Genomic DNA, 22,390 nt, shown 5'->3' on the forward strand with positions numbered 1-22,390 from the left:
ACTTAATATGAAAAGGAAATAAGGACACACGGTATAAGTAGCAAAAAGAATTATAAATAAGAATTTTCAGACAATTAAAATATTTTTTCAAAAAACTATATAATTATTTGCATATTAGAGCGTTAAATATTCAAAAAATAAAGCATTGATTCAAAAAAATGATTACTATTGCACACATTTATAACAACTTAATTCTAAGATGATGAAGCTTGATAGAATAAAGTATGGAGCCATTTGCGCTACATTGGTGTTTTTTGTACTGATTGGATACAGTACACATGCCAAAAACAATAACCTTACTAACAATTTACTAAAGAAGTTTTCTAGAGATACTATTACTAATAGTTATAAGCCTAAAAACATTTCGCTGCCATTAAATGAGTATGCAACGAAACCTTTAAAAAACTATTTTAATAAGGATCTTCAGAAATCATTATTAAGAGAAGTTTCAAAAAACACTAAGTGGAAACAACTTATTGATGCTAAGAAAATGTCTATCGGTGTTGTAGATCTTACAGATGCTACCAATCCAAGATTTGCAAGTATTAATGGTGATAATATGATGTATGCGGCTAGTCTACCTAAGATTGCAATATTATTAGCTGTTGAAGATGCTCTTGAGAAAGGAGAATTAAGACATACTCCTGAAATAGAAAAGGACATGCGCTTAATGATTAGCAAGTCGAACAACCAAGCGGCTACAAGACTCATTGATAAAGTAGGATATAAAAAAATTGAAGAAGTTTTAACATGCGACCAATATCACCTTTATGAAAAGCAAAATGGTGGCGGATTATGGGTTGGTAAAAGATATGCTGCTGGCGGTGCTACAAATAGAGAGCCTATTAAAAATTTAAGTCATGCAGCAACTGCAGACCAAGTATGTAGGTTCTATTTTAATTTAGCAAATGGAGAGTTAGTTTCAAAAGAACGCTCAGAACATATGCTTGCCATGCTTAAAGACCCAGAATTACATCATAAATTTGTAAATACATTAATGAAAATAGACCCTAATTCGGTTTTATATCGCAAATCTGGAACTTGGAAAAACTGGCATGCAGATTCTGTTTTAGTTTGGGGTGAGAAAAGAAAATATATTTTAGTAGCTTTGATAGAAGATGCCAATGGAGAACAAATTATGAGAAATTTGGTGCTCCCTGTTGAAAAAACAATCAAACAATAATAAAATTCATTAATGCTATTTGGAGAAAAATTAAGATTATCTCTTTTAAAAATATTTGATATACAAGAAGATGAGCTGCGTAAAACACTTTTATTGCAGCTCAATATTTTTCTTATAATAACTACGCTTCTTATTGTTAAGCCTACTATTAGTTCCCTATTCTTAACAGAACTAACTGCAGAGGCACTTCCACAAGCATATATCCTTACTGCTATTTCTGCTATCATCGGATATTACTTCTATGATAAATGGCTAGAAGTATGCACTTTAAATAAAATTATCACGAGAACGCTTATTGGGTGTATTCTATCCCTGATAATATTTGGCTTTGCCTTCACTTTTAAAGTTGCGCATGGCAACTTTATGTTTATCCCATATATTTGGGTAGCCATATATGGACTTTTAACAGCTTCACAGTTCTGGATTTTAGCTAATCTTGTTTATAATGTACGTGAAGCAAAAAGAGTTTTTGGTTTTATTGGAGCTGGAGCTATTGCTGGAGGTATTTTTGGAGGATATCTTACCTCCGTTCTTACTTATTTTATAAGCTCTGAAAACATTTTATTCGTAGCAGCCATAGTACTATCAGGTTGCATTCCAATAACAAGATATATGTGGAATAATGAGGTCGATAAAACGCACCACGTTCCTATGTCTAAAAGAATTGAACATAAAGGAGCGTCTCCATTAAAACTTATTTGGAACTCTAAGCTACTTACCTATATTTCTTGTGTCGTAGGAATAAGTGTAATCGTAGCCAAATTAGTAGATTTCCAGTATAATGATTTTGCTCTTAAAACATTTGACGACCCAGAGAAACTTACTTCATTTTTTGGATTTTGGTTCTCTACGCTGAGTGTAATCTCGCTCCTTATTCAACTTTTCTTTACCAAAAAAATTGTTGGGACATTTGGCGTCGCTAATTCGTTACTATGGCTTCCAACAGGAATTTTAATCGGTTCCATACTCTTACTATTATTTCCAGTTTTAGCAGTTATAATTTTTATAAAAATAGTAGATGGTAGCTTAAAACAATCGGTAAATAAAGCTGCAATGGAATTACTTGTAATCCCAATCCCAATAGATATAAAAAAGAAAACAAAGACTTATATAGATGTAGTTATAGACAGCATCGCTACGGGTATTGCAGGCTTTGTTCTTATTTTTTTAATTCACGGTTTAGATCTTACCACCACACATGTTAGTTTTATTACTATAATACTAATTACGCTTTGGATATTTTTTATTCTGAAGGTAAAAAAAGCATATATAGTAGCATTTAAAAACTTACTTACTACGCCAAACTCAAAGGCAAAAAAACACCATCATTACGAAGAAATGCCTATTTCTTCCATCGTAGATACAATAAAAAGGGTGTTTAAAACTGGTTCAGAAGGGCAGATTTTGCATATGCTAAATAGAACGAAAGAGGTTAATGACGAAAGGTTTTTCTATGATATTGAGAAGCTGCTGGAGCATGAATCTTCTAGTGTAAGAGCACTAGCAATAGAAAACTTATATTCATTAAGGACTAAAGATTTATCCTCTAAAATTAAGGAATTTGTATTCGATGAAGATCCTGAAGTTCAGATTGATGCTTTTAGATATCTTTTAAGAAACTTCAAAGAGAAAACAGCATATTTCATTAAAGATCAACTTGAGAGTGATAATAATGATATAGTAAATGCTGTCATGATTGCTTTATCAATAGAATTAAATAATAAAAAGAAACTTATTAGTATCTGTGGATTATATGAACATTTAGACAATGACATCTCCATTTTAGAGACCTTAAAAGGGGAGGATGAGAAAAATAAAATTATAACTATTTTAGAAGTTATTGGGAATCTAAAAATCGAGAGATACTATTCGTTAATTCATAAATACCTTAAGAGTAAGGATCAAGACATTCTTATTGCTGCCATTAATAACGCTGCTAAAACAAAGAAAACAATATTCCTTGATGATATTATCGAGCAACTTTCAGAGAAAAGTATAAGGAAAACAGCTTTAGATGCTATTAATAGCTACGGAAAAAATATTATAAGCGAATTGGAAAATAAAATTATAAATGAAGCTATCGAAGACCATGAAGATGCTATCTTTATACCAATGGCCATAGAACATTTTAATTCCCAAAGTGCTATAAACTCTTTAATAACAATTGTTGAAAAAGGGGAATATTCTATCACCATTGAAGCTATAGAATCGTTACGAAGACTAAAAAATGACAACCCAAAACTTAAAATAAAAGATCGTTTTATAGTTGAAAAAATACTTCAAGAATGTTATATCTATGAAAGCATGCTTTCTTCTTTACATTCTCAGATTATTATTAAATATAAAGATGTTAATGAAAACCATAAAGAAGAAAAGGAAGCCAGAAATGGGCTCATTCGGATATTAGAACAAAGATTAGATAGGCAATTACACAGGATTTTTGGGTTTTTAGGGATAAAGTATCCTCCTTCAGACATTGATTCAGTATTACAAATTATTCTAAATGGCCCTGAAGAACAACGTGCTAATGCCATAGAGTTTCTTGATAGCATGTTGGATATTCAACTAAAAAAAGAGCTAATCCCTATTGCTGAATCTGCACTTGTTGATAATGAAATTTCTAACGAGCTTATAAAAAAGCTAAATCTTAAAATATATAGTGAAGTTGAATGCTATAAACTCCTACTAGAAAGAAATGATACTAAATTAAAACATGCTGTTATCTACCTTATTGAAAAAACTAATAATAAGAATTTTATTCCCTTATTGGAAATGGCATTAAAGGACAAAAATATTTCAATTAGAAATCAAGCTTTTCAGGTTATAGAATACCTTTCTTCACAGGAGACTATCCTAAACCGTTAAAATATTACTCTGTTTCTTTATCCTCTGTATGCATTAATTTATCGATTCTCGTTGCCAATGTAAGGTGATCCCAAGCGGAGTTTTTACCCAAGACATTAGACATAAGACACACAGCATATCTTGTACCATCTGGATGTTCTACAATTGCTACAGAGTTCATATAATTAAATACCGTCCCTGCATATTTCCCACAACCATCTTCAGACTCCTCTTGCCCCCTACAGCTATAAAAGCTTCCAGATTTAAAAAAAACAGCTGCTTTATCTAATCGAGTAGATGCAGCATAACGAATCCTTCTATCTGTAAGATATAAGATTCTTTTCATCTCTAGACTCGACTCTTTATCTACAATTTCTCCTTTTTCTAAAGCAATAACAAATTTTATTAAACCGATAGGAGTACCTATACTTCCTCCCATCCCAGGAATATAATTACCAGCCCCAGAAGTAAAAAACTTACCAAGACGCCATTCGTCCTCAGAAATACCAAGCTCTCTTAATGGATTATTAACCATATTAATAGCCATTTCTGATAAGTCTGAACGAGGAACACTTTTAAAATACTCTTCTCCTTCTTCATATGTAAGCGCTGGATAATCTTTTCCGAAGATACACATCAAAAAAGCTTCTCTCCATACTACACTTGCAGCCCCATTATTACTAACAGAAACCATATTATCTAACCATTCATAAAGAGAAAACACATCTGATGCTCTTACGGTTCTTTTAGTATATTTTTCCGTCTCTAAATCATAAAAAGGAACCGTATGATGATCGCTTAAAGCCCATGGTCCCGCTTTTATCATTTTAGTTTTAAGCAATGCTCTCCTAGCTTCAAAGTCATCTGGATAAATCTTAGCTAACTGTGTGAAAAATGATGCCAACACCACTAATTTACCAACACTTCCTGGTTGATACCCTACTGATTCTCTATGCTTAGCAAAACGTACTGGCTTATTATCACTCATATCCAAAATTGTCAATGAATAATTTTTATTAAGTCCTCTAAACAATCCATCTACCTCATCTTGTAAAACTGGATCTACAGATGGCAAACTATCAAAATCATTCATCAACGGATTGGCAAGTCTCAATTTTATAGAGTCTAAAGGCCTTAATGCCCCTTCTGGAAGCTTTAAGTTTTTCACATCTCCACTTTTAACACGCTCTAAATATGCTAGACGTCTAATTCCCGTTAATTCGTAACCATCTATAGGATAGTAACTATCAAAACTAAAACATATAATTATTAGAGAAAATATAATTGTCTTTTTCATTGTTAAAGCTTTATGTTAAGTGGTATTGATTTACTGGTATCTACTTTTGGAGTAATCGATTCCAAATATGTGGAACTCTTTGCATTTTTATTTTCTACGTACGGACGGACTTGAAACAACCATAATTTATCATTCTCAAAGCCTAGTTCTACATCATATGGACCTTCCATTCCTTTGGCCGTCATTGTTTGAATAAGCTCTTTACTAAAATCTTGAAGCTGACTCATATTCTTTCTATTTAGGATAGGCTTCTCAAATGTACTTAGTTTAGTAACCGTTCCTCCAGTTTTAGATAGTGCTTTATAAGAAGGCTCCCTAGCTGGTGATATCAACTTATAAGTACCATTATTCCTAATACTCCAAGCTTCTGCAGCTTGACCATCTACAGCGCCTCCAACACCTCTACTAAAAGCTACTGTAATTTCATCATTACGATTGGAAGTGACTCCTTTTGTAATCATTACTCCAGAATAATCATTATTAACTCCAGGAATTGCAACGATAGACGGGTAGACATTCTCTGGGTTATTTAATATTTTTTGACGCCATTTAAAACTACGTTCTGTATAAGGTGATGCCCAAACAGTTTTAATACCTTGAATTATTTCATCTTTTGGAGCCACATTAAACAAAGTCAAATTAAGCCCAGCACCAGTAAAATTCTTTAAGTCCTCCATATTGGTATCACTACGTAAGAACACAGGCACCTCTCCAATCTCACCGTTTAGAATATTACTAAATGAATCCTCTAAATCCTCTACAAAAGCAGGAAGTAACGGCATCTCTAAAATAAGTGCTCTGAGTTTCGCTAATTCTGCCAATTCAAATTTCTCTATCTCATCAGAAGAAGCACCGTTTTCTTTCATTTTGTCAGCCTTCGCAAAAACACTAGTCAGATATTCCCAATAAGAAACCTCACCCCCAGGAATCGTTTGCTTCATATGCTCAAAGAATATTCCAAATGGAATCACAAAACCTTCAACAACTTCATCAGGGAAATTCTGTTTCAACTGACCTAAATTAGCAGCTTTTGGTCCACAATAAATTCCTGAAGATGCAGAATTAACATCACGGAGGTTTAAAATAGAGGTTTGTTCTAAATTTATCTTATCTAAAGGCACAGTTACCATATCAACATTTCTAACAGCACCAGCACTAAAAAGCTTGTGTTCTTCTGGCGTCATTTCGGCTTCTGGTTTAATAATTACGGTTCCTTTATTAGAAACTGCATAAAATATATTTTCACCATTATGTTCTTTTAACGCTAAAAAATTGTCATTAGAAATAGCAGCATTTGGTATCCCTAAATTCCTTGCCAATAATTGTAAATGAGAAACTAAATTTCCTTCAGAAACAGTTAAAAGACCTGCTACCGGTTTTAAATCTGACGGAGGACGCTCAAAAACATATATATTCTTAGCATCTACATCCAAACCTTCCGCATTACCATCTACAACAACAAGTTTTCCAAAAGCATATCCAGGATTTATACCATGAATGTGACTCTGATTAGACAAGCTAAACACACGATTATTTAAAGAAGATTCGTTCGAAATAAATGTTCCGAGTTTTCCAATAGCATTTCCAAGAGGAAGCGCAACAGAACCTCTTATTTTATCGTCTAAGAAACCATGCACCAAGGGTTCAAAATTTTGATACACCCCAACTACATCATCATAAACAGCTTTATTAATACTTGTTCCCCACTCTAACTGCTTTCTAGCTGCTACTAGAAAATCATCTAGTTCTTGTAATGTCAATGAATCATTTTGAGTTTTCTGAATACTTCCTGCTATTTGCTCCCATTCCCAAATTTCTGTATATCCAGAAGCTGCAGCAGCAGTAGATAAATAACATATTTTATCTATTAAAGAATCTAAGTTTTCATTAGAGTAATCGTCAAGTTTCTTAATGATTATATTTTCTAACTTAAGAGATAAGTCCATTAAAGCTAAACGTCCTATTGCAGAATCTTCATTAGTAATCTCATTTCTTATGTACCACATTAAATCAGATGCTCCCTCTATATTTTCTTCCGCAGTACCATTTTCGTTTGCTTCAATAAAATTAGTAACCGTAGTTTTTATTTCAGCATTTGTAACTGTTTCCAAGTAAGAGCTCAATGCACTTATTTTTACCGGTGCAAAGTACTTATTCATAGTTTTTATGAGCTCATTAAATTCTTTCTTTAATGAAGGAGTTAATTTTGTATCGTTATCTTTTTTAAAAGCTTCCACTTTTGCAATATCCGTTCGCTGTGGCTGTCCATGAATTTTAATTCTTAAATCCATGAAAGGTTCATATTCTTCTGCAATCACTTTAGATTGGCTTCTCATCAATTGAGCTACATTATCATCACCAGCATGAGGAATATCTTTAATAGCCTGACGTACCATATAAAAGTGTTTCTCAAGAACCTCTTCATCCTTCAGCAACCATATAAAAAAGTCTTTTCCCCAAGCTTCTTCATCCTCAACTTGTAAAGCGCCTCTGTAATATTGAGCCCTTCTATTAATCCAACCATCATCAATAGATTTCAGGTATTTTTCTAATTGGTATTGTTTCATTCTAGAATGATAGTTCTCTTGATCCCAAAATTTATCAAAGTTTGTAGTGGAAAGAATTTGTCCTAAATAAACATGACTTGTTTCGCTAAGTGCAATCACTTCCTCCTTATAACGAGCACGCTGTACACCACCAACATCATCTCCACAAGGCTCCTTTGGCATATTAAAAGTACCATCATCACAAAACCAACGCAAATCTCTATAAGGTCCTCGGATATCTTTTTTGTACTTCTGTATATATTCTCGAATTTGGTTATTGTCTACATCAAAAGAGTTGACTTCTTGAGAAAAAGAAGGGATTACATAGACTATAATCAAAGCAATTAAAAGAAAGTATCTCATGAAAAATTTAAATGATTGATAAACAACGAATTTAGATAAATTATGGTTGTAATCAGAATCTACACATCAAAACTTCTTAACAAAATCATAAAATTTAAAAACATGTATCACAATACTACACAACACAGTATAGCCCTGTATAAAATAAAGGATCTTGGAAATTTAACATTTTAAAATTAGAAAAGTTAATAAGATAATATGGATACCGACTTCTAATTATCCTATAACAATAGTAAATTAAAAGCTACTTTATAAAATAATTAATATGACTTACCATAGTTTTTTTTCTCATGATTAAGGAAGTACTTATAGACTCTTATTTTGAATTTCTACGCACAGAGGATTCCCTAACTTTTAATGACGATTTTAATGTAATTCTTTCAAAATCATCAAAAGCTTTTTTCTTATTAATAAGACTCAATATTAAAGACATAGCATTATTTGCCATTTCCTGCATAGGTTGAGATATAGCTGTAATTGAGGGACTATATGTTTCGAAAAGCTCATTATCATCAAAAGTTATAATTCCAACCTTTTCAATTAAGCCAGGATAATCTTTCTTAATCACTTTAAGTCCCGCCAGCGTTAAATAATTAGTTGCAAATAGAAAAGCATCAATAGAAGGGTGCTGCTTCATAAACTTTCTGATATAAACTTCACTATTTCCCCTTGTAGTCTCCTCAAAAGGAATTTCTAATGATAAGTTTGGAATCCCTTGCTGTTTTGCAACACTTACATAACCTAACAACCTATCTTCCATTTGAGATTGGATAGCATCAATAGTAATGTATGCTATATTTTTAAATCCGTTTTCTATAAAATGATTTACAGCAACCTCCGTTGCTTCTTTATTATTAGTTAGTACATAATTAGCTTCCAAAGAAGAGAAATACCTATCTAAAATAACTACAGGAATATTATCCAAAAGTAAGCTCTTAACGGTGCCTTCTAGTTCAGGAGAAGGAACTATTATAAAACCATCCACTTGCCTATCTCTAAAAAGGTTTATCAATTCTATAGACTTCCCATCATCATTATCATTACTACAAAAAAGTACTTTATATCCTTTCTGATATGCAATATCTTCCACGAGTCTCGCTAATAAGGCAAAAAATGGGTTGGAAATATCTTCCACCATAAAAACCAATATTTTTGATTTTCCAGTACGTAAGCTCTGTGCTATTTGATTAGGTGAATAATTAACTTTCCTTGCATATTCTAACACCTTTTTTGTCAACTCTTTGGAAATATGTTTTTCTTCAGCTTTGCCATTTAAGACAAAAGAAACTGTAGTAACAGATATATTGAGATGAGCCGCTATATCTTTAATAGACACTCTTTTTTTTCTCATTTTTAATTATAATTATTTAAATAACATTAACAAGTCAAGAACACTAATATATAAATTTTATTCATATTAATAGAGCCCGCATACTCAATCAGAAATAATTCGTAATATATTTAATTTTTGAAATCCTTTGTTCGTAAAATAAAAACTTTTAATATTGAATACCCTAACCAATCAAAATACTTTTTTTCATGATAAAAAAAATTTCGGTAATTTTATATTATTTAGTAATAACAGTCATTTCAGCAGCTTGTAGCAACTCCAAAAAAGACAACAATACTACAGACTCAGAGCAAAAAAAACCTAATATTTTATTTATCCTTTCAGACGATCACACTTCTCAAGCATGGGGAATCTACGGTGGTATCTTAGAAGATTACGTGAAAAATGATAATATTAAACGCCTCGCTGATGAAGGTGTTGTTTTGAATAATGCTTTCTGTACCAATTCTATTTGCTCCCCTAGCCGCGCAAGTATTCTCACTGGTCAATATAGCCAAATAAATCAAGTTTATACACTCAGAGAACCTCTACCTAAAGGGCATCCTAATATCGCTAGAGAACTAACAAATAACGGATACCAAACAGCTATTATTGGTAAATGGCATTTAGACAAACAACCAGAAGGATTTGATTATTTTAATGTCCTTCCTGGGCAAGGAAAATATTGGGATCCAGTTTTAAAAACCAAAGAGACTTGGACGGATGGAGCTGATGGTTCTAAAGGAAAAAAATATAAAGGTTTCTCTACTGATGTTATTACAGACCTCACTATAAATCATTTAAAAGAGCGAGACCCTGAGAAACCATTCTTTATGTTTTGTAGCTTTAAAGCCACTCATGAGCCTTTTGACTATCCTGAAAGATTTAATAACTTATACACAGATCAAGAAATTCCTGAACCAGCTTCTTTACTTGACTTCGGAAAAGGCAACGGAGGAAGAACTTTCTTAGGACAAAAGCTGGAAAAATTAGGAAACAGATGGCATCAAGCGACTGTAGATCCTGAAAATTTTTGGACTTCTTATCCTGGACTTCCATACCCTTTAGAAGGATTAGATAGCGTGGAAACTCGAAAGAAAATATATCAGAAATTTGTAAAAGACTATATGAGAAGTGGCGCTGCTATCGATGATAATATTGGAAAACTATTAGATTATCTTGAAGCAGAAGGACTAGCAGAAAATACAGTTGTAATTTACACTGCAGATCAAGGTTATTTCTTGGGAGAACATGGCTTTTTTGACAAACGCCTTATATATGAAGAGTCTCTTCAGATGCCTTTTGTAATTAGATATCCTAAAGAACTCGAAGGTGGAAAACGTATAGATGATATTATTTTAAACATCGATTTCTCTGCTCTAATTGCTGATTATGCAGGAATTGAAAAACCCGAATTTATCCAAGGAACAAGTTTTAGAAACAACCTAAAAGGGAAAACTCCAAAAGACTGGAGAAAAGAGATGTACTACAGGTATTGGTTACATACTCCAGACAGGCCTTCACATTTCGGAATCAGAAATAGCCGCTATAAACTTGCTTTCTTTTACGGACAAGGACTAAAGAAGTCTGGAACCTCTGAAAAAAGTACAACTCCAGAATGGGAATTTTATGATCTTAAAAAAGACCCTAAAGAACTTCATAATGCTATTAATGACAAAGAATATACATCTATAATTGAAGAGATGAAAAAAGAATTAATTAAACTCAGAGAAGAATATAAAGATACTGATGAGAACGAACCTATAATGAAGCCTATACTTGAAGAACAAGGCTTAACAGCAAAATAGAAATGTTTTTCTATTTCTAAAAAGTCGATACTATCCCGCGAAGTATTTAAGATTTTAAGTTAAAAAAGCAACTAGGATTACAACCCTTGTTACTTTTTTAACTTAATCATTTTATCAGATGACAGTATCCAAAATTTTGAGTAAACAATAATTTACGGAATAAAGACATCAATGGCGCTCATTCGCAGGCCTTTCCTTAAAACCATTATCCCATATACTTTTATAATTTACCTCTTTATTCTCCATAAGTTGCTTATGAATATGGTACGTAACATCCATCCATTCTTTCCCTTCACTCCATAAAGGTGACATTAAACCGATTTTCCAATTATTGTAAACACCTAAGAGTTTTTTAAACTTATCTGGATCAATTTTTGATAAATCTTTTGTTTCTCCTATATCATCAGATAGGTTGTACATAACAGATCCATAATCATCCAAATTAATAATTTTATAATCTCCTACCCTAGCAGCGGAATTCTCTAATTTTTTCCAAAAAAGTTGATCGTGTGGATCCCCATACTTTTCATTTTTAAGAAATGGGAGTAAGTTTATTCCATCTAGATCAAGATCTTTTGGTTTTTCGATATTAGCTGCAGCAAGCGAGGTTACAAAAATATCTAATGAAGAAGTAAGTCCGTCAAAAGATTCACCCTTGCTTAATACTTTAGGCCAACTGATAACAAAAGGAACTCGATGACCACCTTCAAATTCATTTCCTTTCCACCCTTTAAGTCGTCCCGCTTTAGACTGATTATTATGAGCTCCTCCATTGTCGCTTAAAAAGTAAATTAGCGTATTTTCTAATTCTCCTAGTGCTTCTAATTTGCTCACCAATTTCCCTACATTTTCATCTAATGACCAAGTCATTGCTGCCAATTCTTTACGTGGATGATTTTTGAATTTCTCTAAATCTTCCTTTTTGGCATGCATTGGTGTATGAACAGCGTTATAAGATAAATACATGAAAAATGGTTTATCTCCACTCTCTTCCACATATTTAACTGATTGATCACCCAAAATGTCTGTCATATACCCATCGAAAACAACTCGATCTCCATTATGTTGTAACATAACATCTTTACTTGGATTTTCTATAGGAAAGTAAGAGCGACTTCCTGCTAAAAAACCGTAAAATTCATTAAATCCTCTTTGATTAGGATGATCAGAATTATCTCCTCCTAAATGCCATTTCCCTAAAGCATAGGTGTTATAACCATTCTCTTTAAAAACATCTGCAATTGTCTCTACATCATCACTCAAGCCTAAACCACCTGTTCCATTAGCTTCAAAACCAAAACGTTGTTGGTACTTCCCCGTAATTAGTCCGGCTCTAGAGGGAGCACAAACCGTGGAGCTAACGTGAGCATCGGTGAATTTAACTCCTCTATTAGCTATTTTATCAATATTAGGAGTCTTTAAATCTTCGCTTCCCATAAATCCAAAATCTATATAACCCGCATCGTCTGCAAGGATTACAATTATATTAGGACTCACTTCAATACTTTCTTTGTTGATATTAATAGCCGACTGCTCTTTTTCCTTTCTAACAGTTCCGTTACACGAAGCTATAAGAGCTAAGCTAGGCAAAAAACATTTAATCCACTTATTGTTCATATTATTTACTTTATAACTTTAATTAAAGAAATCTAAATCCCACTCAGAGTACCATTTTATAATTGGCTTTTCATTTTCAAATTCTATAGGTAACCATAAATACCTACCATCAATCGGGTTGTTAGGGGTCCATCGATCTGCCATGAAAATAAAATCTCCATCTTTATTAGGTGCTGGAAGAATATGTGTGCTCTGACTTTTAAATGTAGTTTTAACTTGCTCTTCAGTTCCCCTAACTGGATTTCCAAGAGACTCCCACGGGCCGAACATACTATTTGCTACTGCAGACCTTGCTGGATTAGGGTCCCATCCTGTTAAGCCCGAAGTGATCATATAATATTTATCAGCTTTCTTAAAAATTGCTGGAGCTTCGTTATTCCCTCCAGGAAAAACTCTAACATATTCCTTTGAAAGCGAATGATAATCGTCTGATAATTTAGAAATTAATAACGTACCATTTTCTTCTGATGCAGTAATATGATACGCTGTTCCGCCTTCATCCTTATAGAGCGTCATATCTCTAGACATTTGCCCCACTTCAAAATCTCTTAAAAAATATACGCCATGCTTAGAACGCTCTTCCCATTTCAGGTCTTTATCTTCTGCATAACTAGCCGCTTGCTCTCTTTGTGCTTTTGAGAAATTTTTTGGCCATACACCTGGGTGTAATCTAAAACTATTTAGGTACTTGTATGGTCCAGTAATCTTATTAGAAACTGCAACACCTGTAAGCGCTGCATCATATCCTTTTCCCTTTAACTCATGATGAAACCACATCACATATTCGTCAGTTTTACTATTATAAATTACTTTAGGGCGTTCTATAACACTTCCCTTTTGTAGCATAGAAGTCGTGTCATTTTCAACTTTTAAGGCTACTCCCTCATTTTTCCAGTTGTATAAATCTTCAGAAGAATAAACCCGTACTCCTACCATTGATTTATTGCCTTCACTCCCAGCTATTTTATGCTCTCCAAACCAATAATAAGTATCATCAACTAATAAAATTCCACCTCCATGTGCATTTATATGAACCCCATCTGTGTCTTCCCATAATTCTCCTGGTTTGAAACTCTTATATCTTTCTTGCCCAAAAGAAACCGTTACACATATTAGAAAAATCAGAATTTCTAAAAATTTCTTCTTTGTAGCGTTACTTCTATATATAATATTCATCTTAAATAGCATTTTATTTATTTTAACGGCGTGATATAATATGTATACTCAATAGTTTTTGCTGGAATTTGATATTTTTCATGAGGTTGAGTTCCCCAGCTATTATCTCCTCCAACACCCATTTGTGCAGCGTCAATATTAAGATTTACTAATTCTCTTTTCGAAATATCAGACATATGTCTTTGTTGCTTTTCGACTCCAGAATCAAAATCAGAATTATATTGATGATGCACACTAAATCCAATCAATTCAGTTCCATAAACTTTTATCCCATTTCCATTGTTATTGGTAAGGGTGACCCAACGAACATCGGTCTTATAACCATTTTCTTGCGGTCTAGCATAAGCAAAATATAAATCTTCAACTCTAGCATCATATGTACCAACAAAAGCAGCAGTATTTCTATCTTGGTAATTTTCTTGAGGCCCTCTACCGTACCAACTCACATTGTTATATTGATTAGTAAGAATGAAATTATTTCCGAAACGAGGTATATTAGGCAGCTCCTCTTTTACTTCTGAAAGAACATTATCTACCATAATAGTACCAGAAGCTTCTATGGTATATGTAATGGTTATTTTACCAACTTTCTTTGGTAGTTCGAATATGGTTTCTACTAGTACCTCAGCACCTACATCTATTTTATCAGTATTATTTATAACAACCTCTTTCTCTTTAGATTTAACTTTAAATGATATTAAATTTTGATTATCAGAAGCCCCCTTCCAAACGCCAAACTTTATAGGCATTTTAAACCCGTAATCATTATCCGTAGTCGCTCTCCAGAAATTTGGCTGAATACCTTTTATAAGAATATTCCCTTCTCCGTAATCTAGACTCGTAAGCTTTCCTGACTTAACATCAAACTTAACTGCTAACGCACCTGTGCTAAAAGCTATACTATCTTGCTCTTTAGTTGCAGAAATAATAGCATTAGAGTTTTTTATAACTTCAGGAGTATAAGATCCGAAAACAAATTCTTCACTTGCTAATAATTCTCCTATTTTAAGTAAGAGTTGTTCCGAATTAGTTTTAGCATAAATTTGAAGCTGATATTCATTCGAAGCCACCTCTAACTGTGGTAAATCTAGTTTTAAAATCTTAGTACTTTGCGGAGCTACATCAATTGCTGCTACTTTACCTTTAGCTATTGATTCGCCTTCTTTATAAAGCTCCCAACTAAAATTAAATTTGTTTAAATTAGTAAAAAAGTATCCATTGCTAACTTCTAATTGCCCACTGTTAATATTAAAATCTTGAAAAGATATATTTTGATATACTTTTTTTAATTCTATTAGGCCTGGATGAGGCGTTCTATCTGGATTTACGATTCCATTTAAACAAAAATTAGCATCATTCTGAATATTCGCAGCATTAAAATCACCTCCATACCCCCAATAATTATTTCCTTCTTCTGTTTTAGCGAGTATTCCTTGGTCTACCCAATCCCATATAAATCCTCCTTGTAAAACATCGTACGTTTCGATAACATCCCAATAGTCTTGAAAATTCCCTAAGCTATTTCCCATTGCATGGGCATACTCACATAGAATCAAAGGCCTTTTGGGGTCATTTTTAGTATATGCTATCATTGCTGGAATACGCATATACATCGGTGCTTGAATATCTGTGTTTTCATAATGTGTAGCACCTTCATATTGAACAGGTCTAGTAGTATCATTCTCTTTAAGCCAGTCGTAGGTTGCGAAAAAATTCTTTCCATTACCAGCTTCATTTCCTAACGACCATGTAACTATCGATGGGTGATTTTTATCTCTTTCGAACATTCTAATTGTTCTGTCCATATGCATTGCTTTCCACTCTGATCGATACGCAGGGTGAATTTCTTGAGCCTCTTTATTATTATCCAAGCCTTGATTGGTAGTTCCCATACCGTGTGTTTCTATATTTGCTTCATCTACTACATAAAAACCATATCTATCACATAAATCATAAAAGAAAGAATTCTTAGGGTAATGACTACAACGGATTGCATTTACATTATTTTCTTTCATTAATTTTAAATCCTCCATAGTAAGCTCTTCTGTAATAACATGACCAGATGACTCATCGTGATCATGAAGGTTTACTCCTTTTATCAAAACAGGCTCACCATTCACTAGAAATTGATTGTTTTCTATTTTTAAGTTTCTAAAACCTACGCTTACACTTGTAGCTTGTTTTACCGCATCTTCTTCATCTACCAAACTTATAACTGCATTATATAAGTTTGGTGTTTCTGCAGTCCAATGTTTTGCCTCTTTAACAATTCCTCCAAAAGACACCATGCCTTCTCCTGGAGAAATGTTAATTACTTTATCAAAGCTTAGTATCGTTTTATCTTTATCTCTAAGTGCTACTTTTACAGTCTGCTTTTTTGAAAGATTCGTAGTGTTTTTCAATGATATATCTATTGTAAAAGCCCCGTCCTTATAGTTATTTATTAAATTACTTCCTATTTTAAAATCATCTATAGCTACCTTATCTTGGGCAATCAAATATACATCACGCTCAATTCCGCTAAGTCGCCAAAAATCCTGATCTTCCATATAACTAGCATCTGACCAACGTAAAACCTGTATTGCAACTTGATTATCTCCTTCTTTAAGATACTTTGTAATATTATATTCCGCAGGGGTTTTACTTCCTTCATTATATCCTACTTTTTTACCATTTACATATACATACATAGCGCCGCTTACACCCTCAAAATGGAGATATACATCTTTTTCTAGCCATGTATCTTTTACTGTGAAATTGCGTTTATAGCTCCCTACATTATTAAGGTTATGGGGAATAAAAGGAGGATTTTTAGGGAAAACATATTCAACATTGGTATAAATTGGTGTTCCGAAGCCTTTCATTTCCCAATTAGAAGGCACCTGAATAGTATCCCAACCACTTAAATCAAAATCTTCTTTATAGAAATCTGCAGGCCTTGCTTGAACGCTATCTGCATAGTAGAAATTCCAAGTACCGTTAAGGGATTTATAAAAGGGAGATGTTGTCCAACCCTGCTTTTTAATGGCATCTTCAATAGTTGGATAATTATAAAACGTAGCTGTAGGTTTCTCTCTGTTTATTTGAAATATCTCTGGGTTTTCCCACGCTGGATTCTCCCATTTCTCCGCCGTATACGTTGGTTTCACCTCTTGATTATTACAACTTAAGACTAAGAGTACTGAGCAAATAGCCCATACATTCTTAACAGTAAAATTTATCATGTTTCATTAATTTATAGTAGATTCTTTCTTGGTATCGCTGCAGCGGAATAATAAGATATTTATAGATAAATATCCCTTCATAATATTTTCCCTCCACGTTTAAAATCGTTATAATAAGAGCTATTCAGAATAAAAAATTCTTATTTATAAATGAATAGCATATTAAAAGTAGCTCTAATAATACTTCCCTATTCAAGTAACATTTCTATGGATACCGTTTCCAAGAAATAGATACTCAAAATCGTGATATAGATTCAAAGTCGGCTTAAGCAAAAATATCATCTCCTTTGCTTCAATACTAATATTTAAAATATTCTTTGTTTTAGAACCGCCGATTAAGACGATTGTAAAACAAAGAACATTAACTATCAATCTAAATAAAGTATCTTTTCTTATTATGCGCTAGTTGTATCCTGGATTCTGATCCAAATTTGGATTATTATCTATCTGAGCTTGAGGAATTGGATACAAAGTATGGAATGGTTTTGCAGCATAACCCCTTTCTATTGCTTTGGAAATAAATTTCCCATGTCTTATTAAGTCTTCTCGTCTTAGACCTTCGTCATAAAATTCTTTTGCTCTTTCTGATAAAATTAAATCATTCAACCCCTCTTTAGTAGCATAGTCAGATAGTTTAGCTGGTTCTAATGCTGCCCGCTCTCTAATCTGATTAATCAAATCTAAAGAAGTTTGAGTTGGACCATTTATTTCATTTAACGCTTCTGCTTTTGACAAAATAATATCAGCTAGACGAATAATAGGTATATCATTTCCATGACCTACTCCTAAGGCATCCGGATCTGGCTCATATTTAAAGCTCCTTACATTATTTAAGGCATTTCCAACTTCATCTCTATTATATAAAGTTACATTACCATTGTTTGGATTTGTATACTTTGCTAAAAATGGTTCACGACGAGTATCACTCTCTTCAAAAGACTCGTAAAAATCAGTATAAACTCTATACTGAGCACCGTAATAACCCCAATTTGATTGCCTGACATACTCAGGAGGAAAAGCATGTGCCATATAAAAATTCGTCTGATTACTACCTACCAAACATTCTGTCATAAATATATACTCCTTATTGTTTTTTCCATTAACGGAAAACATTTTAGGATAATCGTTATAAAGTTCATATCCCATGCTTAGCACTTGATTTGAAGCATCTACTGCTTTTTCCCATTCCTTATTATTTAGATAAAACTTTACTAATAATGCATATGCACTACCCCTATTAGCTTTACTCGCAATTGCTCCTGATTCAAGTTTTTGTGCTGCAAATAATAAATCTGCTTCAACATAATCTCTATACTCTTCTTCTGTTGCTCTTGGGGTTTCTTTACCTATTCTTTCAATTTCATCTAAACTAGCACCTACAGGTATTTCTATAATAGGTGTTGGTCCAAATAGCCCATGAAGTATGTAATAAGAATATGCCCTCAAGAATCTTGCCTCTGCATTTATAGCTTCAATTGTTTCTAATTCTACATTCTCAAGATCAACAGTTACATTTAATACACTATTTGCTCTCGATATAGCTGTATAATATTTTGAATACTCATTATCTATATATTGTATTGAAGGGTTCAATTCAAATCTCTGAATAGGTAAAACACTTCGTTCTAAACCTCCATCTGACTCAAAAGAAATATCTGTATTAAACTCATTTAATATTTGGTAATAGTTTCTCGCAGCGAAACCAGATGTTTGCGTTTGTGCATATACACCTGTCAACAAAGCATCTACACCTCCTTGATCTTGCAAAAAAGAGTTTGGATCGTACTGGGTGTAAACTTCTTCCTCTAGAAAATCTGAACACCCAAAAAAGGTAAATAAACTTAACCCTATAGCTATTTTTGTTATATATTTTTTCATTCCGTATTTTTAAAATTTAATATCTAAACCTAATCTAAAAACTCTACTAGAAGGATAACTGTTATATGATCTTGCGCTAACACTACCTCCTGATACACTCGCCTCTGGATCATAACCTTCAAAATCTGTCCATGTAACTAAATTGTCACCTGCTATAAATAATTTAAGACTTGATATAAAGCTATTATTTAAAAGAACTTGATATGCAAGTGTCACATTTTTTAAACGAACGTAAGATGCATCCACAACAGTTAAATTATTCACTGCATATCCTCCTGCATATAAACTGTAATCTTCTCCAGATGGTATCAAGGTTGTTGTATTATCTGGAGTCCAACGATCATCATAATACTTTGAAATTGTATTAGTTGTAGTGTTTACAGGATAGATAGACTCTGCTATATCATTAGAAAAAGTATCTACATCTTCTACTCCATAAATAAATACATCTAAGGTAAAATTATGAAAGCCGAATGTATTCCTTACACCATAACTGAATTTAGGAAATGGATTTCCTATAATAGCTCTATCGTCAGCATTAATAGTACCATCTCCGTTAACATCTTTAAACTTAGGCATACCTGGTTTATAACCTTCAGTAGGCGTTGGTGTATTTGCTATATCATCTCCTTCTTGAAAAAGTCCCTCAATAGTATATCCGTAATAAGAAAACATAGGACTTCCCTCCTCTATTATATAATATCCTGTTATAAAGTTACCAGCATTCCCTCCTATTATCTGCTCTGTAAAATCTGGTAATTCTAATGTTTCATTTTTTAAATAAGAAAGATTTAGAGTTGTATTCCAGTTAAAGTTCTCTTTAACGAAGTTTTTAGTACTCAAACTAAAATCAATACCCGTATTAAGAACTTCCCCTATATTAGTTCTAACGGATCCAAAACCTACGGTAGACGGTAGTGGTTTATTAAAAAGTTGGTCTGCAGTAACTCTATAAAAATAATCTATAGACCCTGATATTCTATTATTTAAGAAACCATAATCAAAACCTATATTTGTTTCTGATGTAGTTTCCCAAGTAAGGTCTGGATTTGGTAATCTTGCAGGAACGACACCTTGTACAACACTACCTCCAAATACAGAGTTACCACCTGGCACAAGTGTTTGTCGAGTTTCAAAGTTATTAATTCCTTGATTTCCCAACTCTCCATACCCAACTCTAATTTTTAATTGATTTATCCAATCTGTATTCTCCATAAACTTTTCTTGATCTATTCTCCATCCTACAGAAGCTGATGGGAAAAATGCATATTTATTATCTTCAGCAAAACGTGAAGAACCATCTACTCTAAAAGATGCCGTTAAAAGATAGCGGTTATCAAAACTATAAGTCATTCTTCCCAGAAATCCATTCAACTGATTTACAGTTCTAGAACTCGATAAATTATCTCCTTCATCACCATCTCCACTTTGTAAGCTATTCGAGCCTAGTACATCCGAAATAAAACCTCGAACATTACCTCCAAAACCTTTATTATCAAACTTTTCCCATGTTGCTCCTCCTAAAACAGAAAAATCATGCTTTTCAGAAAATGTGTTTTCATATTTTAATAAGGTCTCCACTAACCAATGTCTAGACTCTCCAGTAGATATGGAGGCGATTCCTCCATTTGCGAGTCCTCCATTCGATAATCTATTACTGTATACATCTCTTCTGCTATTATTCGATTCTGCTCCTAAACGCAAAGTTGCTGTCAGGTTATCCACTATCTCATAATCTGTATTGAAGGTAGCATAAAACCTTCTTCGTACATTTTCATCATCTCTTCCATATATAAACGCTAGAGGATTATCTTGAGCTGTTGGAATCACATCGTAAAATCTCCCCGTTTCAGCATCAATTCCTGTAGGGACTATTGGTGTTGCTCTAATCGCACTCGTTATAAGCCCCCCATCAGCACCCTGACTATATGCAGAATTTATTGTCTCCTCTGTATAATTTATTCCAAAACTCATTTTCAAGTCCTCTAAAGGTTCAGACTCAATATTCGTCCTTATATTATATTTCTGTGTTCCTGTATTGTCAATTACTCCATCTTGATCAAAATAATTAAGACCTACATAATAACTCCCAGTTTTAGTTCCTCCTGAAGCTGATAATTGATGATTGTTAACAAAAGCCGTTCTAAAAATTTCATCCTGCCAATTGGTACTAACGTCAGTGCCTAAAATATCTTCTTCTGAATAAGCTAATTCATCTCCTCTAAACTCTAGCCTCTGATTAACCATTTTTTTATAATCGGTTGCATCGAGAACATCTATTGTTTTTGGAACATCTTGAATACCTGTATAAGTGCTATAACTGAAAATAGCTTTTCCCTCCTTACCTTTTTTGGTAGTAATTAAGATTACTCCGTTCGCTGCTCTAGTACCATATATTGCTGCTGCAGATGCATCTTTCAATACCTCAATACTTTCAATATCTCCTGGGCTTAAATCATTAGGGCTAATTCCTGGTAAACCATCTACAACATATAACACACCATTACTACTATTAATAGAACCTGCACCCCTAATCCTTACAACAGGTGCATCTCCTGGGGCAGAGCTAGCAGAAGTAACCGAGACCCCAGATGCAGTACCTTTCAATAAATCACTTGCATTACTATTAACACCTGGAGAAAAATCTTCTTCTTTTACTGTGGCAATAGCACCTGTTAAATCCCCTTTCTTTTGAGTACCATATCCAACAACAACAACTTCATCTAATTGATTTAAATCTTCTTCTAGTACTACATTAAAACTTGTTTGTCCATTAATAGCAATCTCTTTTTTAGTAAATCCTAAATATGTAAAGACAAGTATTGGTTCATTATTATTAGAGGAAATACTAAAATTTCCATCAAAATCAGTAGCAACACCATTCGATGTTCCTTTCTCTATTACATTAACTCCTGGTAAGGGAGTTCCAACTGCATCTTTTACAATTCCCGTTATGTTTACAGATTGTCCATAAATAGGTATAAAACCACACAGGAAAAAGAATATTAATAAAATTCTCTTTTTAAAAAAGAGCAACTTTAACTTTGGTGAATTAATCATAAGTTAATAATTAAGTTAGTTATGTTTTTTTTAGAATAATCAATTAATCACTCTATAAGAGTGG

11 protein-coding genes are annotated in these 22,390 nt (G+C 33.1%); 3 read left to right on the plus strand and 8 right to left on the minus strand.

Features of this window, described 5'->3' with window-relative positions; translation table 11 throughout:
- Positions 1-199: 199 nt before the first annotated feature.
- Together ACN0TY_RS10730 and ACN0TY_RS10735 are read left to right on the plus strand one after the other, a co-directional pair.
- Positions 200-1,183 carry a serine hydrolase gene (locus ACN0TY_RS10730; protein WP_236959613.1) on the plus strand — a complete coding sequence of 328 codons (984 nt, stop codon included), beginning with the start codon at positions 200-202 and terminating at the stop codon, positions 1,181-1,183.
- 12 nt (positions 1,184-1,195) lie between these two features.
- Positions 1,196-4,048 carry an Npt1/Npt2 family nucleotide transporter gene (locus ACN0TY_RS10735; protein ID WP_417444486.1) on the plus strand — a complete coding sequence of 951 codons (2,853 nt, stop codon included), beginning with the start codon at positions 1,196-1,198 and terminating at the stop codon, positions 4,046-4,048.
- A 4-nt stretch (positions 4,049-4,052) separates the two neighbouring features.
- Here ACN0TY_RS10735 and ACN0TY_RS10740 read toward each other — a convergent pair whose 3' ends face one another.
- From ACN0TY_RS10740 to ACN0TY_RS10750, 3 genes are all read right to left on the minus strand, one after another.
- On the minus strand, positions 4,053-5,324 hold the full coding sequence (locus ACN0TY_RS10740; RefSeq protein ID WP_417444487.1) for a serine hydrolase: 1,272 nt from the start codon (positions 5,322-5,324) through the stop codon (positions 4,053-4,055).
- A gap of 2 nt (positions 5,325-5,326) precedes the next feature.
- Positions 5,327-8,233, minus strand: coding sequence for a PEP/pyruvate-binding domain-containing protein (locus ACN0TY_RS10745; RefSeq protein ID WP_417444488.1), 2,907 nt, complete (start codon positions 8,231-8,233; stop codon positions 5,327-5,329).
- A 316-nt stretch (positions 8,234-8,549) separates the two neighbouring features.
- On the minus strand, positions 8,550-9,584 hold the full coding sequence (locus ACN0TY_RS10750; RefSeq protein WP_417444489.1) for a LacI family DNA-binding transcriptional regulator: 1,035 nt from the start codon (positions 9,582-9,584) through the stop codon (positions 8,550-8,552).
- A gap of 188 nt (positions 9,585-9,772) precedes the next feature.
- Between ACN0TY_RS10750 and ACN0TY_RS10755 the strand changes: the two genes are divergently transcribed.
- Positions 9,773-11,371: a sulfatase gene (locus ACN0TY_RS10755; RefSeq protein ID WP_417444490.1), complete on the plus strand. Its 1,599-nt coding sequence runs from the start codon at positions 9,773-9,775 to the stop codon at positions 11,369-11,371.
- 168 nt (positions 11,372-11,539) lie between these two features.
- Here ACN0TY_RS10755 and ACN0TY_RS10760 read toward each other — a convergent pair whose 3' ends face one another.
- From ACN0TY_RS10760 to ACN0TY_RS10780, 5 genes are all read right to left on the minus strand, one after another.
- Positions 11,540-12,988: a sulfatase-like hydrolase/transferase gene (locus ACN0TY_RS10760; protein ID WP_417444491.1), complete on the minus strand. Its 1,449-nt coding sequence runs from the start codon at positions 12,986-12,988 to the stop codon at positions 11,540-11,542.
- An 18-nt stretch (positions 12,989-13,006) separates the two neighbouring features.
- Positions 13,007-14,164 (minus strand): glycoside hydrolase family 43 protein, encoded by a 1,158-nt coding sequence (locus ACN0TY_RS10765; RefSeq protein WP_417444492.1) that lies wholly within the window; start codon positions 14,162-14,164, stop codon positions 13,007-13,009.
- Between the two features lie 17 nt (positions 14,165-14,181).
- Positions 14,182-17,388 (minus strand): glycoside hydrolase family 2 TIM barrel-domain containing protein, encoded by a 3,207-nt coding sequence (locus ACN0TY_RS10770; RefSeq protein WP_417444493.1) that lies wholly within the window; start codon positions 17,386-17,388, stop codon positions 14,182-14,184.
- Positions 17,389-17,790: 402 nt separating this feature from the next.
- Positions 17,791-19,266: a RagB/SusD family nutrient uptake outer membrane protein gene (locus tag ACN0TY_RS10775; RefSeq protein WP_417444494.1), complete on the minus strand. Its 1,476-nt coding sequence runs from the start codon at positions 19,264-19,266 to the stop codon at positions 17,791-17,793.
- A 9-nt stretch (positions 19,267-19,275) separates the two neighbouring features.
- Positions 19,276-22,326: a SusC/RagA family TonB-linked outer membrane protein gene (locus ACN0TY_RS10780; protein ID WP_417444495.1), complete on the minus strand. Its 3,051-nt coding sequence runs from the start codon at positions 22,324-22,326 to the stop codon at positions 19,276-19,278.
- Between the last annotated feature and the right edge of the window lie 64 nt (positions 22,327-22,390).

It is taken from the genome of Joostella sp. (assembly GCF_048266025.1).
Lineage (GTDB): Bacteria > Bacteroidota > Bacteroidia > Flavobacteriales > Flavobacteriaceae > Galbibacter > Galbibacter atrarenae.